Below are 20950 nucleotides of genomic sequence, written 5' to 3'. Positions count from 1 at the left end.
TCGTTAATAATGGCGAATGTTTAATTTATAAAAAAATGATTATAAATTGATGAATGAATCAACCATCAAATCAGAAAGTAAACCTACTTTAAATCCCTTTGCAGGTCCAGAGCTAGAAAAGGTCATCTTAACAACACCTTCTCAGGCAGAAATTTGGATTTCCTGTAAAATAGGAGATATAGATGCTAATAGAGCTTATAATGAATCTGTTACATTAGTATTAAAAGGACGTCTTAATAAAGAGGCCCTACTTAAAGCTGTAGTGGGGTTGGTAGAGCGACATGAATCTTTACGCTCAGTTTTTAGTACAGATGGTCGCTTTATGTCTATTTTTAAACATCTTCATATAGATGTTGATCAACAAGATTTATCTCATTTAAACCAGTCGGAACAAAATGAAGCTATAAAAGATTATATATCAGGTGAGGCCAATCATGTTTTTGATTTAGTTAAAGGACCACTTTTTAAAGTGGGACTAATTAAATTGTCAGAGACTGAGCATCATTTAGTTCTTACAGCGCATCATATTATTTGTGACGGCTGGTCTTTAGGCATCATGCTTGAAGAACTTGGTAATATGTATTCTGCAATTATTAATAATAGCGATCATACGCTTCCTAAAGCAGAGAGTTTTGGGGATTATGCAGATGAACAACAGCTGTATTTAAATAGTAGTGATTATAAAGTTAATGAAGCTTATTGGTTAAATCAATTTGCCGATTCTGTACCACAATTAACTTTACCCACAGATTTTTCAAGACCTAAGCTTAGAACCTACAAAAGTGAGCGATTAGATCTGCCAATGGGAATTGATTTAGTAAATGCTCTTAAAAAAACAGGGATAAAAGCAGGGTGTAGTTTGGTGACCACACTATTATCTGCCTTTGAGGTATTTATTTATACACAAACCGGTCAGGATGATGTGGTTTTAGGTCTTCCTTCAGCCGACCAAGCGGCAAGTGGAAAAACCCAAATGATAGGTCATTGTGTGAATTTATTACCGCTTCGAAGTAAAATAAATGCCAATATTAGCTTTAATGACTATTTAAAAAAACGCAAGTCTGAGCTGTTTGATGCTTATGATCATCAACAGTTAAGTTTTGGTCAATTATTGCAAAAATTAGCAATTGCTAGAGACCCATCGCGAGTACCATTGGTGCCAGTGGTATTTAACATAGACATGGGCATGTCTTCTGCAGTGTCATTTTCAGGATTAGATTATGAATTGAGGAGTAATCCGAGGGCCTATGAATCTTTTGAAATATTTATGAACGCTACGGGATCGGATAAGGATCTCATCTTAGAATGGTCTTATAACTCAAATTTATTTAAGCCAAGTACCATCAAGCAAATGATGCGTACTTTTCAGGTAATTTTAGATACCATAGTAGCAAATCCTGATGTGAAGATTGGGGAAATCATAAAAGTTGATATTTCTGATTATTCAGAGTTAAATACTACTGAAAAATCTTATCCAAAAGAACCATTGCATGAATTACTATTTAAACAAGCTCAAATTAATCCATCAAAGAATGCAATTAAGTTTGGGGAAGATCAAATAGCCTATAGTGATTTAGCAAAGCAAGTTCATCAAGTAGCACATTACTTGAAAGCTCATGGTGTTAAGAATGGTGATTTTGTAGCCGTTTCATTACCGAGATCCACCGAAATGATAATTACCTTAATCGCAATTATGGAATGTGGTGCGGCCTACCTGCCTTTAGATCCAACTTATCCTTCTAAGCGTTTGGAATTTATGTTAGAAGACTCTGAGTCGAAATGCATGATTACAACTAAAGCATTATCTACGTCATTAGAAGCAGGTATTAATATCATACATTTACAAGATCTCTTTTCAAAACTTGAAGATTATCCAGAATCGCCACTTAATGAAACTATAGACATCAATAACACCGCTTATTTGCTCTATACATCTGGTTCGACAGGGAAACCTAAAGGTGTTCCTATTTCACATAAAAACTTGGTAAATCTATTATTTAGTGTATTAGATAAACCGAGCATCAAAGCTAGTGATGTATTAATTTCAATCACGACGATTTCATTTGATATCGCCATGGTAGAACTATTTGCTCCTCTTTTAGCAGGTGCTAAATTGATAGTTACTAATGAGGAAACATCAAAAGATACACGTTTGCTGCTCAATGTGATGAAGGAAGAGGCCGTAACAGTGATGCAGGCTACGCCAGGAACTTGGCAGATGTTAATGTATTCAGGATGGAAGGAACACCTTCCAATTAGAGCTATATCTACCGGAGAAGCACTTCCAATAGTATTAGCTAAAAATATCTTGGACAGGGTAGATGTACTATGGAACATGTATGGGCCAACAGAAACGACAATTTGGTCTGCTATGAAAGAAATTTCTAAGTCAGATGATTTAATAACCATTGGTCGTCCAATGGCCAACACCCAATTTTATATTGTAAATGAACAAGGTAAATTGGTTGAATCAGGAAAAACTGGGGAGCTTTGTATTGCGGGAGATGGCGTTGCAAAGGGCTATTGGAAAAGAGATGATTTAACCACCGAGAAATTTATTAAAAATCCATTTGAATCGAGGCTAGGGCCAGTTTTATATCGAACCGGAGATTTAGCCAAGTTGCTTCCTTCGGGTGATGTCCATTGTTTGGGACGCATAGATCAACAGGTTAAAATACGAGGTCATCGTATCGAGTTGGGCGAAATAGAGCAGGCTTTAGATTCATTAAAGGGAGTGGATTCATCAGTAGTATTAGTTAATGATGATCAATTAATAGCTCATGTGATTGCACAAAATATAGGTAACGATAATTCAAATCAAGGGCGTTTTTGGAAGGAAGAACTAAAAAATTATCTACCTACACACATGATTCCTAATCAGTTTATTTTTGTTGATGAATTTCCTAAAACATTAAGTGGGAAAATCGATAGAAAAGCGCTCTTACAAAATGTTCCAACTAAGAAAACTAAGCAGGAATTTGCAGCACCTACTACTGAATCCGAAAAGATAATAGCTTCTATTTGGGAAGATTGTTTAGATATAGAAAAAATAGATGTAAATAGTGATTTTTTTGAGATTGGAGGACATTCCATTGTAGGGGTTCAGGTGATGGCTCGACTTGAGAGTGAAACTGGAAATAGAGTACCTCTTGTTGCACTGCTTAAGCACCCAACTGTAAAAGGATTAGCCGCATACATGGATAGTGAGTTTTTTGTTTGGGACTCTTTAATTCCATTAAAGCCTGAAGGCTCAAAGCCTCCGTTATATATTGTTCATGGAGCTAATCATCATGTATTAATGTTTAATGATTTAGCACAAAAACTTGATAAAGAACAACCTGTTTATGGGCTTCAATCAAGGGGAATAGATGGCGTGTCTGAACCTCATGATTCTATTCATCAAATGGCTGCAGATTATATATCTGAAATTGAAGCATCAAATCCTACAGGACCTTATGCCTTAGGAGGTTTTTCTTATGGAGGTATTGTGGCTTTTGAAATGGCAAGACAATTAATAGCTAAAGGTAAAGAGGTCACACTACTCGCTCAATTTGATACCTATGTTTTCCCATCGTATTACTATAAAAATCCGATTAAGAAAAAAGTGCTTTCATCCTTATATCTTATTGGAAAAGTTGGTTATGTTATCTTAAATATGTTCAGTAATAAGAAGAACTTTTTAAGAAGAAAGGAATTGATCAAATTACAACTTTCAGGATTCTATTTACGACTAAAACATGGCCACGCGAAACAATATGAAATACAGTTCAATGTCCCTATTAAGCTGTTGAAAAATCACAATAAGGCTACCGAGAGATATACTATTATTCCTCAGGATATTGTTATAGATTTATTTAGGGCCAAAGAAGAAGTTAACTTTGTTCATGATCACAAATATCTTGGATGGCGAAAGATGAGTACAAAAGGTATAAGAAGGCATATGGTACCAGGTAACCATGTAGATATGTTTGAAAAACCTCATGTTGATGAGCTTGCCAAGAGTCTCCAAGAAGTGTTGAATACTAAGAATATACATCGTGTCTAGTAAATTATATTGCGGAAATTCGGAAGTCATTCAGGAAGGAGAGTCGGCAGGGAATTTGTTGAATTCGGACGTGAAATTATTTAAAATTGTACTGTCCGATTATTACAAAGTTATTGATGCCCTTAGTAATTCATTAACGATTGCCGAAAAAGAGCGCGCTGAGAGGTATAGGCAAACTAAAGATAAAAATAGATTTATCGTTAGTCGTAGCCTTTTGAAACACCTATTAGCGGAAGAATCAGGTGCAGATATTGCAAAAATTACCTTGGAAAAACATACCAATCATAAGCCATATTTGCCATCCGATAAGTCCTTACATTTTAACGTGTCTCATGCGGGAGATATTGCACTAATTGCGATTAGTAAATATGAAATTGGTGTAGATATCGAGTTTATAGATAACGAATTCAATTATACTGAAATTTTACCAACTGTTTTTTCTAAGGAAGAGATAAAACTTATTCATGAATCAAAAAATAAACGACACTCATTTTATAAATTCTGGACAAGAAAGGAAGCAATCGTAAAGGCTATAGGGCGAGGGATTGACGATGCTTTGATTAAAATTCCGGTGATAAATCAACTCCATACAGTTCCATTAAATCTAATGGCTGGTTATGATATTGTACGAGTCCTCAGCTTCGATATTAGCGAGAATTATGTAGCTTCATTGGCAGTGTGTGCTCCTATTTATGATTTTCATAATTTACATATCCACGAAGCACCTATCGCTGAAGAATTCCTTGTTTAAATTAATGGTTTCCTGCGCAATAAGCCATTGTAACATAAGTTACTTATTATAATATATCTGATTGGTATCTTTATAGAAATCAAATTTCTAATGAGAAAGACAGTAATAATTTATTTTATTATAGCAATCGTTTTTACCAGCTGCACATTAGGTAAGAAAAATAACGATTCTTATAGTAGTGTTGACAACTTAAGTGTTGTAGACAATAAAAATCATCCAGGTAAAAAGTTAATGGAAACCAACTGTTATGTATGTCATAGTCCAACAGCCGACCATCAGGATAGAATAGGGCCTCCTATGATTGCGATTAAAAAACATTATATAGGTGAGAATACAACCAAAGAAGAATTTGTAAAAGCGATGCAAGCATGGATAAAAAATCCAGTTGAATCGAATGCAAAAATGCATGGAGCTGTAAAACGTTTTGGTATCATGCCAAAACAACATTATCCAGAAGAAACTATTGCGCAAATTGCTGAATATATGTATGATTACGACATTGAACAACCAGAATGGTTCGAAGGTCATTTTAATGAAAAAAAAGGGAATCATAAAGGAAATGGGAAAGGAAGTGGAAAGGAGAATGGTCAAGGTAAAAAACATGGCATGCAACAAGCCCAAAATGATTTTCAAGATTTACCTTATGGAGAGCGTGGTTTAAAATATACATTATCTACAAAAAAGGTTTTAGGTAAAAATTTAATGGAAACTATTCAAAAAAAAGGAATATTGGAAGCTTTGGATTTTTGTAATGTACAAGCTTATCCATTAACAGATAGTATGTCCGTAGTGCATAATGCATCAATAAAACGAGTTACGGATAAGCCTAGGAATCCCAACAATAAAGCGAATGCTGATGAGCTAGTTTATATGGAGAACTTTAAGAAAGTTGTTGCAAATGGAGAAGAAGCAAAACCAATAGTGAAAGAATTAGACAACAAAGTGAAAGTTTATTACCCAATTACGACCAATGCCATGTGTTTACAATGTCATGGTAATCCTAATGATGGAATAAACCCTTCAACATTAGCACGAATTAAAAGGTTGTATCCTATGGATAAAGCCATTGGTTACGATATTAATGAAGTGAGAGGTATATGGAGTATAACTTTCAATAAATAAAAAATAATATCAAGTATGAGTAAATTTTCAGAACTAATAAATCAAGATAAACCTGTTTTAGTTGATTTTTTTGCAGAATGGTGTGGACCATGTAAAATGATGAGTCCTATTTTAAAAGATGTAAAAGATAAATTAGGCGACGATGTGTCGATTATAAAAATTGACGTTGATAAGAATCAGTCTTTGGCTTCTAAGTATCAAGTTAGAGGAGTTCCAACGATGATTTTATTTAAAAATGGAAAACAAGTTTGGAGACAATCTGGAGTGCTTCAAAAAGATGATATCATTTCTATTATAAACACCCATTAATTTATATAAATAATAGAGGTTTCTCTGTGTTTAGTAGATTAAGGTTATAAAATGCTGATAAATATCATATGTGTTTGTAATCACGCATATTATATTTACATTTATTAAACACAAACATTTTTATTATGATGATACTAAACAGCATTGCATTATATAGTTGGACAAACGGAGTGATTATGATTGTCATCTTTGCCTTAGTTTGTATAACCTTAGTGGGTATTTTGATTAACTTTATGATGAGCGGCAAAAAAGAAGCCTCCGAAGAACATAGTGATCTGACTGATAGTCTTAATAAAAATAATGAAGAGAAATAGAGATAATAAATTATAGATAAATAGAGGATGTTTTAATTCAAAGCGTCCTCTTTTTTTATGCTGTAAAACGAAATAAGTAATACTCAGCATTATTGAAATTGTTTCTCCATCGAAGTTACTCGATTTGGTTTTTATGGATTATTACTGATTATAAAAATTTTAAAAATTGGTTTCGTATATTTATAAAGGTCAACTGAACTGAAAAATCATCGCTCTTCTAAAGACTTGTTTCATTTCTACCGTTAGACTTAAATTAATTGATTTAAAGAATATAATCATGACAATTAAACAATTTAAAGACGAACCCTTAGCACATTATTCTTACGCTATAATAAGCGACGGCAAAATGGCCTTAGTGGATCCTTCGAGAAGTGTACAGCCTTATTACGAATTGGCAGAAAAGCATAATGTACAAATTGTGGCCGTTTTTGAAACCCATCCTCATGCCGATTTTGTAAGTAGTCATTTGCAAATACACAAAGAAACAGGAGCAGATATTTATGTAAGTAAACTTGTAGGAGCAAGCTATCCGCATAAGACTTTTGATGATGGCGATACATTTAAAATGGGTAAGATCTCGTTTAAAGCCATAAATACGCCGGGTCATTCTCCTGATAGTATTACAATAATTGCGAAAGATGATAAGGATAAGCACGTGATGTTTTCTGGTGACACCTTATTTATTGGAGATGTTGGTAGACCAGACTTGAGAGAAAAAGCTGGTAATATGAAAGCTAAGCGAGAAGAATTGGCAAAAAGCATGTACCACACTGTTAAAAATAAATTTAATGATTTGCCAGATAGTACAATTATTTATCCAGCTCATGGAGCAGGCTCGTTATGTGGAAAAAATTTAAGTACCGACCCTTCCAGTACCTTAGGGAGAGAAAGAAAAGAAAATTGGGTGTTTAAAAATTTATCGGAAGCAGATTTTATAGAACATATTTTAAAAGACCAACCTTTTATACCATCTTACTTTGGCTATAATGTAGATATAAATAAGGAAGGCGCCGATAATTTTGAAATAAGTATTGCAAAACCAAGTTTCCAATTTCAGGTAGATAAACTAGAAGTAAGTGAAACTTTAATAGTAGATATTAGAAATCAAGACGACTATAATAAAAATCATTTACCAAAAAGCATCAATATTATTGCAGAAACAGAAGACGATAAATTTGAAACCTGGTTAGGTGCTATTGTAAAACCAGAAGAGCCTTTCTATGTAGTTTTAAACTCTGTAAAAGACAGAGAGAAAGTCTTAAGCCGAATAGCCAAAATAGGCTACGAAAAGCAATTAAAAGGCATGATGACCTTAGGAAAAGCAACTTTTGCAGATTCAAAACCTTTTAATCTAGAAGATTTTAAAAATAACAAGAATAAATACACCATAGTAGATGTTAGAAATAAAAGTGAAGTAGAAGAGCAAATGTTTTTTAAGGATGCCATCACTATTCCATTAGATCAATTAAGAGATTCGGAAGCTAACATACCAACAGATAAGCCTATCGTGGTACACTGTGCAGGAGGTTATAGAAGTGCTACTGGTAGTAGTATTATTTCCAATTTAACAAATAAAGTTCCTGTTTATGATTTAAGCGATGCTGTAGAAAACTTTAAATAAACACCAATATAAAGTGGAGGTTTTATTTTTAATTTTCTGTAATATATGTTACATAGTAAGAGATTAGTACTGTGTATTTTTATATAATAAAATTTACAGATGGAAGACATGCTATTTTATGATAGAATGCAGTTTGCATTTACTATCACATTTCACTATTTATTTCCGCAATTAACAATGGGATTATCTTTAATGATAGTCTATTTTAAGTGGAAATTCCTCCGAACAAAAATCGATAAGTACAACGATGCAGCAAGATTCTGGATGAAAATTTTTGCACTCAATTTTGCCATGGGAGTCGTTACCGGAATACCCATGGAGTTTCAATTTGGTACAAACTGGGCAAAGTTCTCGGAGCTTACGGGAGGAATTATTGGTCAAACTCTAGCCATGGAAGGCATGTTTTCCTTTTTTCTAGAATCTTCCTTTTTAGGACTCTTTCTGTTTGGTGAAAAACTACTTGGGCAAAAATTACATTTCTTAACTGGTTTTTTAGTCTTTTTAGGCTCTTGGGCTAGTGGTTATCTAATTATTGCCACACATTCCTGGATGCAATATCCAGTAGGATACGAAATATTAGAAAATGGCAGATTTGTACTCAACAATTTTGGAGCATTATTTTCTAACCCTTGGTTAATGCCAGCATTTTTACATAACCAAATGGGTTCTGTAATTACATCTTCCTTTGTGGTTGCTGCGGTTGGTGCTTTTTACTTATTAAATAATAAACATAGTGAATTTGGAAAACTCTTTGTAAAAACAGGTGTTATCTTCGGATTGATATCTAGTATTTTAGTTGCTTTTCCTACAGGAGATTGGATGGCAAAAAATGTAGCAGAACATCAACCTGTAACTTTTGCAGCCATGGAAGGAATTTTTGAAACAGAAGAAGGTGGTTCTGAAATTATCTTAATAGGACAACCAGATGTTGAAAATAAAAAACTAGATAATAAAATTGCAGTTCCTAATATATTAAGCTTTTTAACCTATCAAAGTTGGGATGCAGAAATAAAAGGACTTAATGAGTTTGATGAAAGTGTTTATCCTACAAATATTCCTGGTCTATACTACGCATACCACATTATGGTAGGCTTGGGAACTATTTTTATAGCTCTGATGCTAATTGCAAGTATCCAATTATTCCGAAAAAAACTATATAAAACAAAGTGGATTTTATGGATACTTATGCTCATGTTGCCATTTCCATATATTGCTAATACAACCGGATGGTATACTGCAGAACTTGGTAGACAGCCTTGGCTAGTTTATGATCTCTTACGAACTGCTGACGGAATTTCACCAACTGTTTCCTCTGGAAATACACTTTTCACTTTGCTTGGCTTTATTGGTCTTTATCTTTTATTAGGACTGTTATTTTTAATGCTTGCAGGAAAAATTATAAATAAAGGACCTGAAACAACTAAACTCAACTAACTATGGAATTATTTTGGTATATCGTATTAATGACCATGCTAACTATTTATGTAATTTTAGATGGTTACGATTTTGGAGCAGGGATTATTCATCTGTTTTTTGCAAAAACAGAAAAAGATAAAAAAGCTATTACAAATGCCATTGGTCCATTTTGGGACGCAAATGAAGTTTGGCTAATTGCAGTAGGAGGTGTGTTGTTTTTTGCGTTTCCAACACTATATGCATCTTCCTTTAGTGGCTTTTATTTACCATTAATAATGATTTTATGGTTGCTTATTTTTAGGGCTATTGGTTTAGAGTTACGCGGACAAGTACAAAATAAAATGTGGGAAGCTATTTGGGACAAAGCCTTTGGAATAGCAAGTTTACTTCTAGCCTTGTTTTTTGGAATAGCTTTAGGAAATGTAGTAAGAGGCGTTAATCTAGGTATGGTAACAGATGGCGTTTCGGCACACGAGCCACATTATTTTTTTCTGCCTCTTTGGAATCCAACTTTTAGCCCACAAGCCGAACATTTAGGAATTATAGATTGGTTTACCTTATTACTAGGGGTTATTGGAGTGGTAGCTTTGGCAATTCATGGTGCTAATTGGATTATTTTCAAAACCAATTCTAAATTAAATGCCAAACTAAAAAAAGTGGTGTTTAATCTAAATTTTGTCCTATTAGCTTTGGTAATAATTTCCTTGTTAATTTGGCATATAATCGAACCAAAACCGTTTCATAATTTTATACAATATCCTTGGCTCTGGGTTTTTCCAATAATTACCTTTATTGGTATATTTGGTTTGTTTAAAGTAAAATCTTTCCAAAAAGATGGTAAAGGATTTTTATTTTCATCCTTGTTCTTATTTGGCGGATTAACCTCTACCGTTGCATCTATTTTCCCTAAAATGTTGCCTTCAACTAATACAATAAATCCAGATTTAACTATTTATAATGTTGCAGCACATGAATACGGATTACAGGTAGGCGTGTACTGGTTTGTTATAGCTGCAGTTTTGGTTGCCGCTTATATGGTGATTCAATATAAAGTTTTTAAAGGAAAAATGGACGATGTTGGCTATGGCGAACATTAAACCAATTTAAAACGCATGACAGGAACATTAATTTCTTTAATTAGTATTTTTATAGGAATAATTGCTGCAAACCTATTTGGGCTTTTTAAGAACAAATATTCTTTTGGATTTACAGGAAATACATTAATTGGTGTTTTTGGAAGTATTTTATTAATTAAATCTTTCGGAAGATTGGGTTTTAATCCTTGGTCTATTATGAATAATGGAGATTTTAATAGTCTTTTATTAACAATAAATTTAATAGTTTCTGCTTTAGGTGGTGTTTTAGGACTTGTTTTTACTAGATTTATATATAATAAAATGAATAAATAATATAAAAATAATCAAACCAGATTGGAGTTTGATTATTTTTTGTACATTTGTTAACCAAATGGTTAAACCGCATAGTTGAAAATGAAGAAAACAAAAGACGAAAATACCGAAGAGCAAATTTTAGATGCCGCAAAAGATATATTTCAATCGAAAGGAATGGATGGCGCACGAATGCAAGAAATAGCAGATAAAGCAGGAATTAACAAAGCCATGCTTCATTATTATTATAGAAGTAAACAATTACTTTTTGAAGCTGTTTTTAAAAATGCATTTTCCTTATTAGCTCCACAATTAAATGCAATTTTAAATGATGATTCTTCCTTAGAGGATAAAATTAAAAACTTCACAAAAGATTATACTTCTTTTATGATGAAACATCCTTATTTACCAAATTTTATCATTCAAGAATTAAACAGAAATGAAGATTTTATTCTGAAAATAAAAGAGAACACAGCATTTCCTAATCTTAAAAAATTCAAAGAAAAGGTTGATGATGAAATTAGTAAAGGACTAATAAAACCAATTGATGCCGATCAATTGTTTGTAAATATTATTGCGCTTAATATTTTTCCTTTCTTAGGAAAACCATTAATAAAAGCGTTTACAGACAAGGACGACAAAACTTATAAAACATTTGTGGAACAACGGAAAACAGAAGTTTCTAGTTTTATTATTAATTCTATAAAGAACGCATAAAATGAAGAATATATTTATCATTCTTATTGCAATGGTTACATTTTCAAGTGTTGCCCAGCAAAGCATTACACTAGAGGAATGTTATCGTTTAGTAACAGAAAATTATCCTTTAGCAAAACAAATACAGCTATTAGAAGATCAAAATAAATTAGACTCAGAGGTTCTTGCAAATACAAAAATGCCACAATTATATGTAGATGCGCAAGCTACTTATCAATCGGATGTGATAGAAGTTCCTATTCCTAATTCTAATATAGAAGGCTTAAACAAAGACCAATATCGTGCAACACTTTCTGTAAACCAATTAATTTATAATGGCGGTATTACAGATGCTTCCATAAAAGTAAAATCTGCTCAATTACAAACTAAACAAAAGCAAGTTGAGGTAAACCTGTATCAGCTAAAACAACAAATTAATCAACTGTATTTTTCTATTTTATTATCGCAAGAATCGGAGTTGTTATTACAAAGTAAAAAAGCACAATTACAATCTAAATTAAGTGAAGTGCAATCTGGAATTAAACATGGAGTACTTTTACCTGCTTCCGATAAAGTTTTAGAAGCCGAATTATTAAAAATTAAACAACAGTCTCAAGAGTTACTAAGCAATAAAATAGTGTTAATAGAAACGCTTTCCGATTTAGTAAATAAACCATTAGATCTTTCTACGCAATTTGAAAGTCCATTATTAAAAGTTCCTCTAGAAAGTCAATTAAACAGACCAGAATTAGAATTATTTCAATTTAAAAAAGAAGAAATAGCAAGTTCAGAAAGCTTAATAGCAAAGCAAAATGCACCTAAATTATTAGGTTTTGCAACAGGAGGTTATGGTAACCCTGGTTTAAATATGCTAGATAACTCTTTTCAAACTTTTTATACGGTGGGTATTAAATTGAATTGGAATGTATTCGATTGGAATTCGAATAAAAAACAACGACAATCCTTAGCAATTCATAAAGATATTATTGATACAGAAGCCGAAACTTTTAAGTTAAATACAAATATAAAATTAAATCAACAACAAAAGGAAATCGATAAAATTGAAGGCTTTATTCTTTCCGATTTAGAGATTATTAATCTTAGAAAAGAAGTGCTTCAGTCAGCAGATTCGCAACTTAAGAACGGCGTGATAACTTCTTCGGCATATATTACAGAGCTCACTAATTTATACGAAGACGAAAACACTTTGCTGAAACATAAAATTCAGTTACAATTAGCAAAAGCAAATTATAATATTATTAAAGGGCAATAAAATAATTCAACAAATTTTACAGTTACGAGCAGTAAATTACGAGTAAATAATAATCTGCGGAAAAATAAATAGAATATGAAAAAACACAAGTATATATTAGGATTAAGCATCCTTGCAACCAGCTTTTTCTCCTGCGGAAATGACAATGGAAAAGCGGATGGTTACGGTAATTTTGAAGCAACAGAAATTACTGTTTCAGCCGAAAATAGCGGAAAACTTTTACAGTTTGATCTTAAAGAAGGAGATTTGCTTACCAAAGAACAATTTATAGGCTATATTGATACTATTCCACTTGCTTTAAAAAGAGAGCAACTAGAAGTTTCTAAAGCCGTGATTAGTTCTAAATCTAAAGGAGTGCTGTCTCAAATTAATGTTTTAAACGCTAAATTAAAAACAGCGAACACGAATAAAAACCGAATTCAAAACTTGATAAAAGACAATGCTGGCACTCAAAAGCAACTAGACGATATTTCTGGAGAAATAGATGTTATTAAAAATCAAATAACCAGTGTAGAAATTCAAAATGCACCAGTTGTAAATGAATTAAAGTCTATTGATGTACAATTAAAACAAATAGATGACCAAATCCAAAAAAGCAAAATTGTAAATCCTATAAAAGGAACGGTTTTAACTAAATACGCCGAGCCAAATGAAATTACCGCTTTTGGAAAACCACTGTATAAAATTGCCGATTTAAGTACTATGCAATTACGAGTTTATATTAGTGAAACACAGTTAGCTAGTATAAAAATAGGGCAGGAGGTTACTATTAAAATCGATGATGCAGATGCAATGAAAACCTATAAAGGAAGGGTAAGCTGGATTGCTTCGGAAGCAGAATTCACACCAAAAATAATTCAAACAAAAGAAGAACGAGTTGCTTTAGTGTATGCAGCAAAAATAGATGTTACCAATGATGGAAGTCTAAAAATAGGAATGCCTGCAGAATTATGGATAAATAACTCAGAAAACAATAATAATTAATAAATAAAAACCAAAAACAATGAAACATCTAATTTTAACTTTTAGCCTTTTGGCTATAGTAAGCTGTAAAGACAATAAACAGCAAGACACAAAAACAGAAACAGTAGAACATGCTACAGAAACACATAATGAACATCATGAGCATGAAGCTTCTAGTGTTTATGCAAATGCTTGGACAAACGACATACTATTAAATAATGGTAGCAAATGGCAAGCAGATAAAACTACTAATGAAGGTGTTCAAAAAATTCAAAACACTATTAATACTCATACTGCAAGTACCTTAGAAGAGTTTCACAAATTAGCACAACAGCTAAATGATGAAAAAAACTATGTGGTTAAAAACTGCTCTATGGAAGGTCCGTCACACGATAATTTACACGTTTGGTTACATCCATTAATTGAGAAAATTAATGCACTTTTAAAAGTAGAAACTGTTGAAGATGCTTCTAGATTAGAAAAAAGTATCAAAGAGAATGTGAATGCATATAGCACTTATTTTCAGTAATCTATATAATATAATATCATGGAAAAACACACGTATAATGTTAATATTAGTTGGACACAAGACCGTAAAGGTGTAATGTGTTCACCAGAACTTCATAATAAAGAAACCAATGAGTCTAATTGCTTAGAAGTTGCAACACCTCCAGAATTTCCAGGAGGTATGCCAAATATTTGGTCGCCAGAACATTTATTTACAGCAGCGGTAAGCAGTTGTTTAATGACTACTTTTTTAGCAATTGCAGAGTATTCAAAGCTAGATTATGTAAGCTTTAAATGTGATTCAAAAGGTGTTTTAGAAAAAGTAGATGGCAAATTTGTAATGAGTGAAATTTTACTGTTTCCAGAAGTTGTAATTACAGACGAGTCTAAAAGAGATCGTACAGAACGTATTGTAGAAAAATCTGAAAAAGCCTGTTTAATTTCAAATTCCATAAAGTCGAAAGTTACAATGGAAACTAAAATAATTGTTCAAAACTAAAGACACGTGGGTATTTCTGTTAAACATATCAGTAAATCTTATAAAAATGTAAAAGCCTTACAGGATATTTCTTTTGAGGTAAAACCAGGTGAGCTTTTTGGACTAATTGGGCCTGATGGCGCTGGAAAAACAACTTTGTTTAGAATTTTAACCACGCTATTAATAGCAAATGAAGGCACAGCAACTGTTGCCGGATTTGATGTGCTGCATGATTATAAAAGTATTAGAAAACATGTGGGGTACATGCCTGGGAAGTTTTCACTTTATCAAGATTTAACAATAGAAGAAAATTTAGAGTTTTTTGCTACTATTTTTGGAACTACTATTGAAGAAAACTATGATTTAATTAAAGATATCTATGTACAGATAGAACCTTTTAAAGACCGTAGAGCAGGAAAGCTATCTGGAGGAATGAAGCAAAAGTTGGCATTATGCTGTGCTTTAATACATAAACCCAAAGTTTTGTTTTTAGATGAACCAACAACAGGAGTAGACCCAGTTTCTAGAAAGGAGTTCTGGGAAATGCTAAAAAGATTGCAAGAAAAAGACATCACTATACTAGTTTCAACACCATATATGGATGAAGCTGCTTTATGTGATAGAATAGCACTGATTCAAGATGGAGAAATTCTGCAGATTGATACACCAGAAGCAATTGTAAAGCATTACCCAAAACAAATTTATAATGTGCGTGCAAACAATATGTATCAGCTAATTAATAACTTAAATGCATACAAGTATAATCATAGTGTGTATCCTTTTGGCGAGTTTATTCATTATACAGACAGTAGAGAAGATTTTGAGCCTGCAGATTTGGTTGCCTATTTAGAATCTAAAAATCTATTGCATATAGAAATTGAAAAAACAGAAGCAACCATTGAAGATACCTTTATGGAATTGGCTAAATAAGAATGTAACCTAACAGATTTTATCCCGAAACGTCGGGACTGTTAGGTTTAAAAATTTCCAGATGGTTTCAATCACGAAATTTTGGGAATTGGTAATAATAAGTATGTTACTTCGAGTGATTTTAGATAGAAAACCGTATCGAGAAGTTTTCAATATTTCGGCTTAAGCCGCAACTCGAACTCACAAAACAGCAATATAGAAATGAGCAACAACAAAGTAATACAAGTAGAAGGATTAACCAAAATGTTTGGAGATTTTGCAGCAGTAAATGCTATTACTTTTGAAGTAGAAAAAGGTGAAATTTTTGGCTTTCTTGGAGCAAACGGAGCAGGTAAAACAACCGCTATGAAAATGCTAATTGGTATTTCTAATCCAACATCTGGTAAAGCTACGGTTGCAGGTTTTGATGTGTATACACATCCCGAAGAAATCAAAAAAAACATTGGTTATATGAGTCAGAAATTTGCTTTGTATGACGATTTAACCGTTAAAGAAAATATTGCTTTTTTTGGTGGAATTTATGGCTTATCCAGAAAACGAATAAAGGAGAAATCAGCAGTTTTAATTGAAGAATTAGGCTTAGAAAAAGTGGCTAATAAATTAGTTGGCGCTTTACCATTAGGTTGGAAACAAAAACTATCCTTTTCTGTGTCTTTGCTTCATGATCCTAAAATTGTGTTTTTAGATGAACCAACAGGAGGCGTAGATCCTATTACGAGACGACAGTTTTGGGAAATGATTTATAAAGCTGCCAATCAAGGAACAACCGTTTTTGTAACCACGCATTATATGGACGAAGCAGAATATTGCGACAGAGTTTCTATTATGGTTCATGGTAAAATTGAGGCATTAGATACCCCTAAAATGCTGAAAAAGCAGTTTAAAGTGGAGAATATGAATGATGTGTTTTTGAAATTGGCTCGTGGATGAGAAAAGAGTTTACAGTTGCAGTCACACAGTTTGCAGTTTAAAAACTCTGTGTTTTCTATGTGCAGCTCTGTGTAACAGTACAAAAGAATCAGGGGAAATCAGCATGATAATAATTTATAACTTAAAATGAGATTCCTGCCTTTGCAGGCACTAAAGATGAAAAGATTTATAGGCTTCATAAAAAAAGAGTTTTACCATATCTTTAGAGATAGACGTTCGTTGTTTATCCTCTTCGGAATGCCAATTGCTCAAATTTTACTCTTTGGTTTCGCTATTACCAATGAAATCAATAATGTAGATATTGCCATTTTAGATCATTCAAAAGATGCAACTACTAAAGAAATCATCAATAAAATAGCCGCTTCCGAATACTTCAGTATTAAACAAATTATTGAAAAAGAATCTGATATTGAATCTATCTTTAAAAAAGGCAAAGTAAAAGCAGTTCTAAATTTCGAAAAAGACTTCAGTAAAAATCTCATTAAGGATAGTAAAGCAACTGTTCAAATTATTACAGATGCTACAGATCCAAATACAGCAAATACCATTAGTAATTTTATAAATGCGATTCTTCAAAAATATCAAAAAGAATTAAATAAAGACATCACTTTTGTATACCAAATAGTTCCAGAAACGCGCATGGTTTACAATCCAGAATTAAAGAGTGTTTATATGTTTGTTCCTGGGGTAATGACTATTATTTTAATGTTGGTTTCTGCCATGATGACCTCTATTTCTATTACTAGAGAAAAAGAATTAGGCACTATGGAAATCCTTCTAGTTTCGCCAATCAAACCCTTTCAAGTAATTGTAGGTAAAGTGTTTCCATATATCTTTTTGTCTATTATTAACGCTATTGTAATTGTAGTTTTAAGTATTTTCATATTTAACATGCCAGTACAAGGAAGCTTACTGTTATTGGGATTAGAAAGTGTATTATTTATTATTACATCTTTGGCTTTGGGAATCTTAATTTCAACAATTTCGGCAACCCAACAAACCGCTATGATGATTTCTTTAATGGGACTTATGCTGCCTGTAATTTTATTATCAGGATTTATTTTTCCAATATCAAGTATGCCTATTCCATTACAAGTGATTAGTAATATCATTCCAGCAAAGTGGTTTATCATTATCATTAAGGGAATTATGTTGAAAGGTGTAGGAATACAATTTATTTGGAAAGAAACGTTGATTTTATTAGGAATGACCGTGTTTTTTATAGGATTAAGTGTGAAGAAATATAAAATACGATTAGAATAAAACAGAATAGAAAAAGATGAAAGAAAAAAGACCAAATAGTACTTAAAGCGTCTTTATTTTCGGTTCTATTCTCTTAATAATATGAAAAATAAAACGTAAAACACACCCCTAAAGTCCCCTCAAGGGGACCAATCGTCCGATTTAAACGAATGCGTTGTCCCCTTTAGGGGACTTTTGGGGTGTAAAATATAATAAAGCAAAGGTTACTTTTTATGGAGCTATGTTCTAATTAAAAAAAGATTCCTGCTGAAGTTTAGGTTGAGCGGAGTCGAAAGACAGGAAGTTATATGAAAACAATATTCTACATCATACAAAAAGAGTTCAAGCAAATCTTTAGAAATAAAGGCATGCTTCCTATTATATTTGTGCTACCATTACTGCAACTCATTATTCTATCTAATGCAGCAACTTTTGAAGTAAAAAACATTAAGTTTGGTTATATAGATAATGATCATACTTCAACATCAAGAGCATTAGTAGAACAATTTAACGCCTCCACTTATTTTAAAGTATTAACAGATTTTCCTTCGGAAGCATTAGCAAGTTCTGCCATGTTAGAAGGCGAAGTAGATGTTGTTTTAGAAATTCCGCACTATTTTGAACGCGATCTTCAAAAAGAAAAACACAATAGTTTAGGTGTAACCATTAATGCGATTGATGGTGCAGCAGCTGGTGTTGAAAATGTATATGTTACGCAAATCATTCAACGTTTTAATCAACAATTGAAGGTCGATTTATTTCAAGTTTCAGATAAGCAAATTCAGCCATTAACTATCGAAACAATTCCGCTTTTTTGGTACAATGAAACCTTAAACTATAAAACCTTTATGGTGCCTGGAATATTGGTTTTATTGGTAACCATGATTACTTTATTCTTATCAGGAATGAATATTGTGAGAGAAAAAGAAATTGGCACTTTAGAGCAAATCAACGTAACCCCAATTAAGAAAAGTCAATTTATCATTGGTAAACTCTTTCCGTTTTGGGTGATAGGAATGGGCTTATTAACCATTGGTTTAATTATAGCCAAACTCATTTTTGATGTTCCCATGTTAGGCAGTTTATCGCTCATGTATTTATACACTTCTATTTATATTTTAGTGGTTTTGGGAATAGGTTTATTCATTTCTAATTTTACAGATACCCAACAACAAGCCATGTTTATTGCTTGGTTTTTTACCGTGATTTTCATTTTAATGAGTGGTTTATTCACACCCATTGAAAGCATGCCAGAATGGGCTCAGCTCCTTACAGAATTTAACCCGATTAAATACTTTGTAGAAGTAATGCGAATGGTGATGTTGAAAGGTTCAGGATTTATGGATATATTACCACAACTATTAAAAACATTTCTATTCGCATTAATTATGAATGGATTAGCAGTTTGGAGTTATAAGAAAACGAATTAGATATGCGTTTTAAAAGAGTCTGAGCCATTAAAACATATAGACGATGTCACAAAATGAAATATTTGTAAAGAAAAGTTCCGAAGGAATGGAACCATTTTCAATCGAAAAATTAAAGAATTCACTGAAGTCTTGTAGTACTACAGATGAGCAAGTTGATGCTATTATTGCTCAAATACGTCCTTCTATATACGATGGTATTTCATCAAATGAAATCTATAAGAAAGCCTTTGCATTATTAAAAAAACAGAATAAGATATCAGCCTCTCGCTACAGTTTAAAGCGGGCTATTTTCGAATTAGGCCCTACGGGCTATCCATTTGAACGTATGATTGCGGCTTTATTAAAAGAAAATGGGTATAAAACGAAAGTCAGCATTATTTTAGAAGGAGCGTGTGTTACTCATGAAATAGATGTCTTGGCTGAAAAAGAGGGCAATGTTTACGCAATAGAATGTAAGTTTCATTCCGATGCTCGAGGGTCGAGTAGTGTGCAAGTCCCATTGTACATTAATTCAAGATTCTTAGATATTCAGAAGCAATGGAATTCAAATCCTAAAAACAAAACCCATTTAAAACAAGGCTGGTTGGTCACTAATACAAGGTTTTCAAAAGATGCTTTAAATTATGGCAGATGTGTTGGATTAACCATGTTAGGTTGGGATTATCCTAAAAACAATGGTTTAAAAGCTAATATAGACTCTTTGGCTTTGTACCCTGTAACCACCTTAACCTCATTATCTAAAAAAGAAAAGCACTTACTTATTAAAAAGGACGTTATTTTGGTGAAAGAGTTACTAGATGCCACTCATGAAATGAAAAGCATAGGGATTTCAGAAAAACGCATTAATCGTGCTTTAGATGAAGTGAAACGACTATGCAATTTTTCAAAACATGCTTCCTTAGATGATTAAATAGAATCCGAAGTTACAATTTGGATACCCATATTAATTAATTCCTTCTTTTGTTTTTCAAAGCCTTCAAGGTCTAATGCCTTGGAAGCGTCTTCGATAAAATAACATTTGAAGCCTTCCTTTTTTGCATCGTAAGCAGAAAAATAAACACAGATGTCCGCCGCTAATCCACATAGGTAAAGTTCCGTAGTTCCTTTTTCTTTTAAATAACCGGTTAATCCGGTGGACTTTAAATGGCCATTGTCAAAGAAGGCACTGTAACTATCTATCTCTTTGTCTGTTCCCTTTCTAAAAATAGTTTCAAATTTATCTGTTATTAAGTCAGGATGAAATTCAGCACCTTTTGTCCCTTGAACACAATGATCAGGCCATAAAGTTTGTGGTTTTCCATGAAGTTGAATTTCTTCAAAAGTAGATTTCCCATCGTGATTACTGGCAAAACTCACATGATCTTGAGGGTGCCAATCTTGTGAAGCGATTACTAAATCAAATTTATCTTGAAGATCATTAATTATAGGAACAATTTTTTCACCATCTGGTACAGAAAGTGATCCGCCAGGTATAAAATCGTTCTGAACATCAACTATTAAAAGAGTTTTCATAAAAAAGAATTATTAGTAAATCT

20 protein-coding genes are annotated in these 20950 nt (G+C 32.6%); 19 read left to right on the top strand and 1 reads right to left on the bottom strand.

All coding sequences use genetic code 11. The features are described 5' to 3' along the window. Positions 1–49 precede the first annotated feature (49 nt). The 19 genes from DFQ11_RS07895 to DFQ11_RS07805 all read left to right on the top strand — a co-directional run bounded on the left by DFQ11_RS07895 (position 50) and on the right by DFQ11_RS07805 (position 20325). Entirely contained in the window at positions 50–4045 is a 3996-nt protein-coding gene (locus DFQ11_RS07895) for a non-ribosomal peptide synthetase (protein WP_110475308.1), read from the top strand. Beyond that, positions 4038–4796: a 4'-phosphopantetheinyl transferase family protein gene (locus tag DFQ11_RS07890; protein ID WP_158524990.1), complete on the top strand. Its 759-nt coding sequence runs from the start codon at positions 4038–4040 to the stop codon at positions 4794–4796. Before DFQ11_RS07895 ends, DFQ11_RS07890 begins: the two co-directional genes overlap by 8 nt. Before the next feature lie 90 nt (positions 4797–4886). After that, positions 4887–5918, top strand: coding sequence for a c-type heme family protein (locus DFQ11_RS07885; RefSeq protein WP_110475306.1), 1032 nt, complete (start codon positions 4887–4889; stop codon positions 5916–5918). Positions 5919–5933: 15 nt separating this feature from the next. Then, the gene (gene trxA / locus DFQ11_RS07880) at positions 5934–6227 is read left to right on the top strand and encodes a thioredoxin (protein ID WP_110475305.1); all 294 of its coding nucleotides are present in this window, start codon (positions 5934–5936) and stop codon (positions 6225–6227) included. Between the two features lie 125 nt (positions 6228–6352). Then, complete coding sequence (locus DFQ11_RS07875; protein ID WP_229791253.1) at positions 6353–6541, top strand: hypothetical protein; 189 nt, start codon at positions 6353–6355, stop codon at positions 6539–6541. Between the two features lie 277 nt (positions 6542–6818). After that, positions 6819–8162 carry an MBL fold metallo-hydrolase gene (locus DFQ11_RS07870; RefSeq protein WP_110475304.1) on the top strand — a complete coding sequence of 448 codons (1344 nt, stop codon included), beginning with the start codon at positions 6819–6821 and terminating at the stop codon, positions 8160–8162. A 99-nt stretch (positions 8163–8261) separates the two neighbouring features. Further along, entirely contained in the window at positions 8262–9596 is a 1335-nt protein-coding gene (locus tag DFQ11_RS07865; protein WP_072349375.1) for a cytochrome ubiquinol oxidase subunit I, read from the top strand. A gap of 2 nt (positions 9597–9598) precedes the next feature. Then, complete coding sequence (gene cydB / locus DFQ11_RS07860; RefSeq protein WP_072349373.1) at positions 9599–10675, top strand: cytochrome d ubiquinol oxidase subunit II; 1077 nt, start codon at positions 9599–9601, stop codon at positions 10673–10675. Positions 10676–10690: 15 nt separating this feature from the next. After that, positions 10691–10987 carry a hypothetical protein gene (locus DFQ11_RS07855; protein WP_110475303.1) on the top strand — a complete coding sequence of 99 codons (297 nt, stop codon included), beginning with the start codon at positions 10691–10693 and terminating at the stop codon, positions 10985–10987. 81 nt (positions 10988–11068) lie between these two features. Beyond that, positions 11069–11683: a TetR/AcrR family transcriptional regulator gene (locus DFQ11_RS07850; RefSeq protein ID WP_072349369.1), complete on the top strand. Its 615-nt coding sequence runs from the start codon at positions 11069–11071 to the stop codon at positions 11681–11683. Between the two features lies 1 nt (position 11684). Beyond that, on the top strand, positions 11685–12935 hold the full coding sequence (locus DFQ11_RS07845; protein ID WP_110475302.1) for a TolC family protein: 1251 nt from the start codon (positions 11685–11687) through the stop codon (positions 12933–12935). A 75-nt stretch (positions 12936–13010) separates the two neighbouring features. After that, positions 13011–13919, top strand: coding sequence for an HlyD family secretion protein (locus DFQ11_RS07840; RefSeq protein ID WP_110475301.1), 909 nt, complete (start codon positions 13011–13013; stop codon positions 13917–13919). 19 nt (positions 13920–13938) lie between these two features. Further along, positions 13939–14427: a hypothetical protein gene (locus tag DFQ11_RS07835; RefSeq protein ID WP_072349364.1), complete on the top strand. Its 489-nt coding sequence runs from the start codon at positions 13939–13941 to the stop codon at positions 14425–14427. Positions 14428–14445: 18 nt separating this feature from the next. Then, positions 14446–14904 (top strand): OsmC family protein, encoded by a 459-nt coding sequence (locus tag DFQ11_RS07830; RefSeq protein WP_072349362.1) that lies wholly within the window; start codon positions 14446–14448, stop codon positions 14902–14904. A 6-nt stretch (positions 14905–14910) separates the two neighbouring features. Beyond that, a complete protein-coding gene (locus tag DFQ11_RS07825) occupies positions 14911–15813 on the top strand; it encodes an ABC transporter ATP-binding protein (RefSeq protein WP_072349360.1) in 903 nt (300 codons plus the stop codon). A 201-nt stretch (positions 15814–16014) separates the two neighbouring features. Continuing rightward, a complete protein-coding gene (locus DFQ11_RS07820) occupies positions 16015–16743 on the top strand; it encodes an ABC transporter ATP-binding protein (protein WP_072349358.1) in 729 nt (242 codons plus the stop codon). Between the two features lie 156 nt (positions 16744–16899). Further along, the gene (locus DFQ11_RS07815; protein WP_110475300.1) at positions 16900–18006 is read left to right on the top strand and encodes an ABC transporter permease; all 1107 of its coding nucleotides are present in this window, start codon (positions 16900–16902) and stop codon (positions 18004–18006) included. Positions 18007–18293: 287 nt separating this feature from the next. Then, on the top strand, positions 18294–19415 hold the full coding sequence (locus DFQ11_RS07810) for an ABC transporter permease (protein ID WP_110475299.1): 1122 nt from the start codon (positions 18294–18296) through the stop codon (positions 19413–19415). A gap of 43 nt (positions 19416–19458) precedes the next feature. Then, positions 19459–20325 (top strand): restriction endonuclease, encoded by an 867-nt coding sequence (locus DFQ11_RS07805; RefSeq protein WP_110475298.1) that lies wholly within the window; start codon positions 19459–19461, stop codon positions 20323–20325. Here the strand turns inward: DFQ11_RS07805 and pncA are convergent. Then, a complete protein-coding gene (gene pncA, locus DFQ11_RS07800; RefSeq protein WP_110475297.1) occupies positions 20322–20927 on the bottom strand; it encodes a bifunctional nicotinamidase/pyrazinamidase in 606 nt (201 codons plus the stop codon). The genes DFQ11_RS07805 and pncA overlap by 4 nt on opposite strands. Positions 20928–20950 lie beyond the last annotated feature (23 nt).

The organism is Winogradskyella epiphytica (assembly GCF_003217215.1).
GTDB lineage: Bacteria > Bacteroidota > Bacteroidia > Flavobacteriales > Flavobacteriaceae > Winogradskyella > Winogradskyella epiphytica.
Note: the sequence above shows the minus strand (reverse complement) of the source record. Positions and strands in the feature narration are given on the sequence as shown.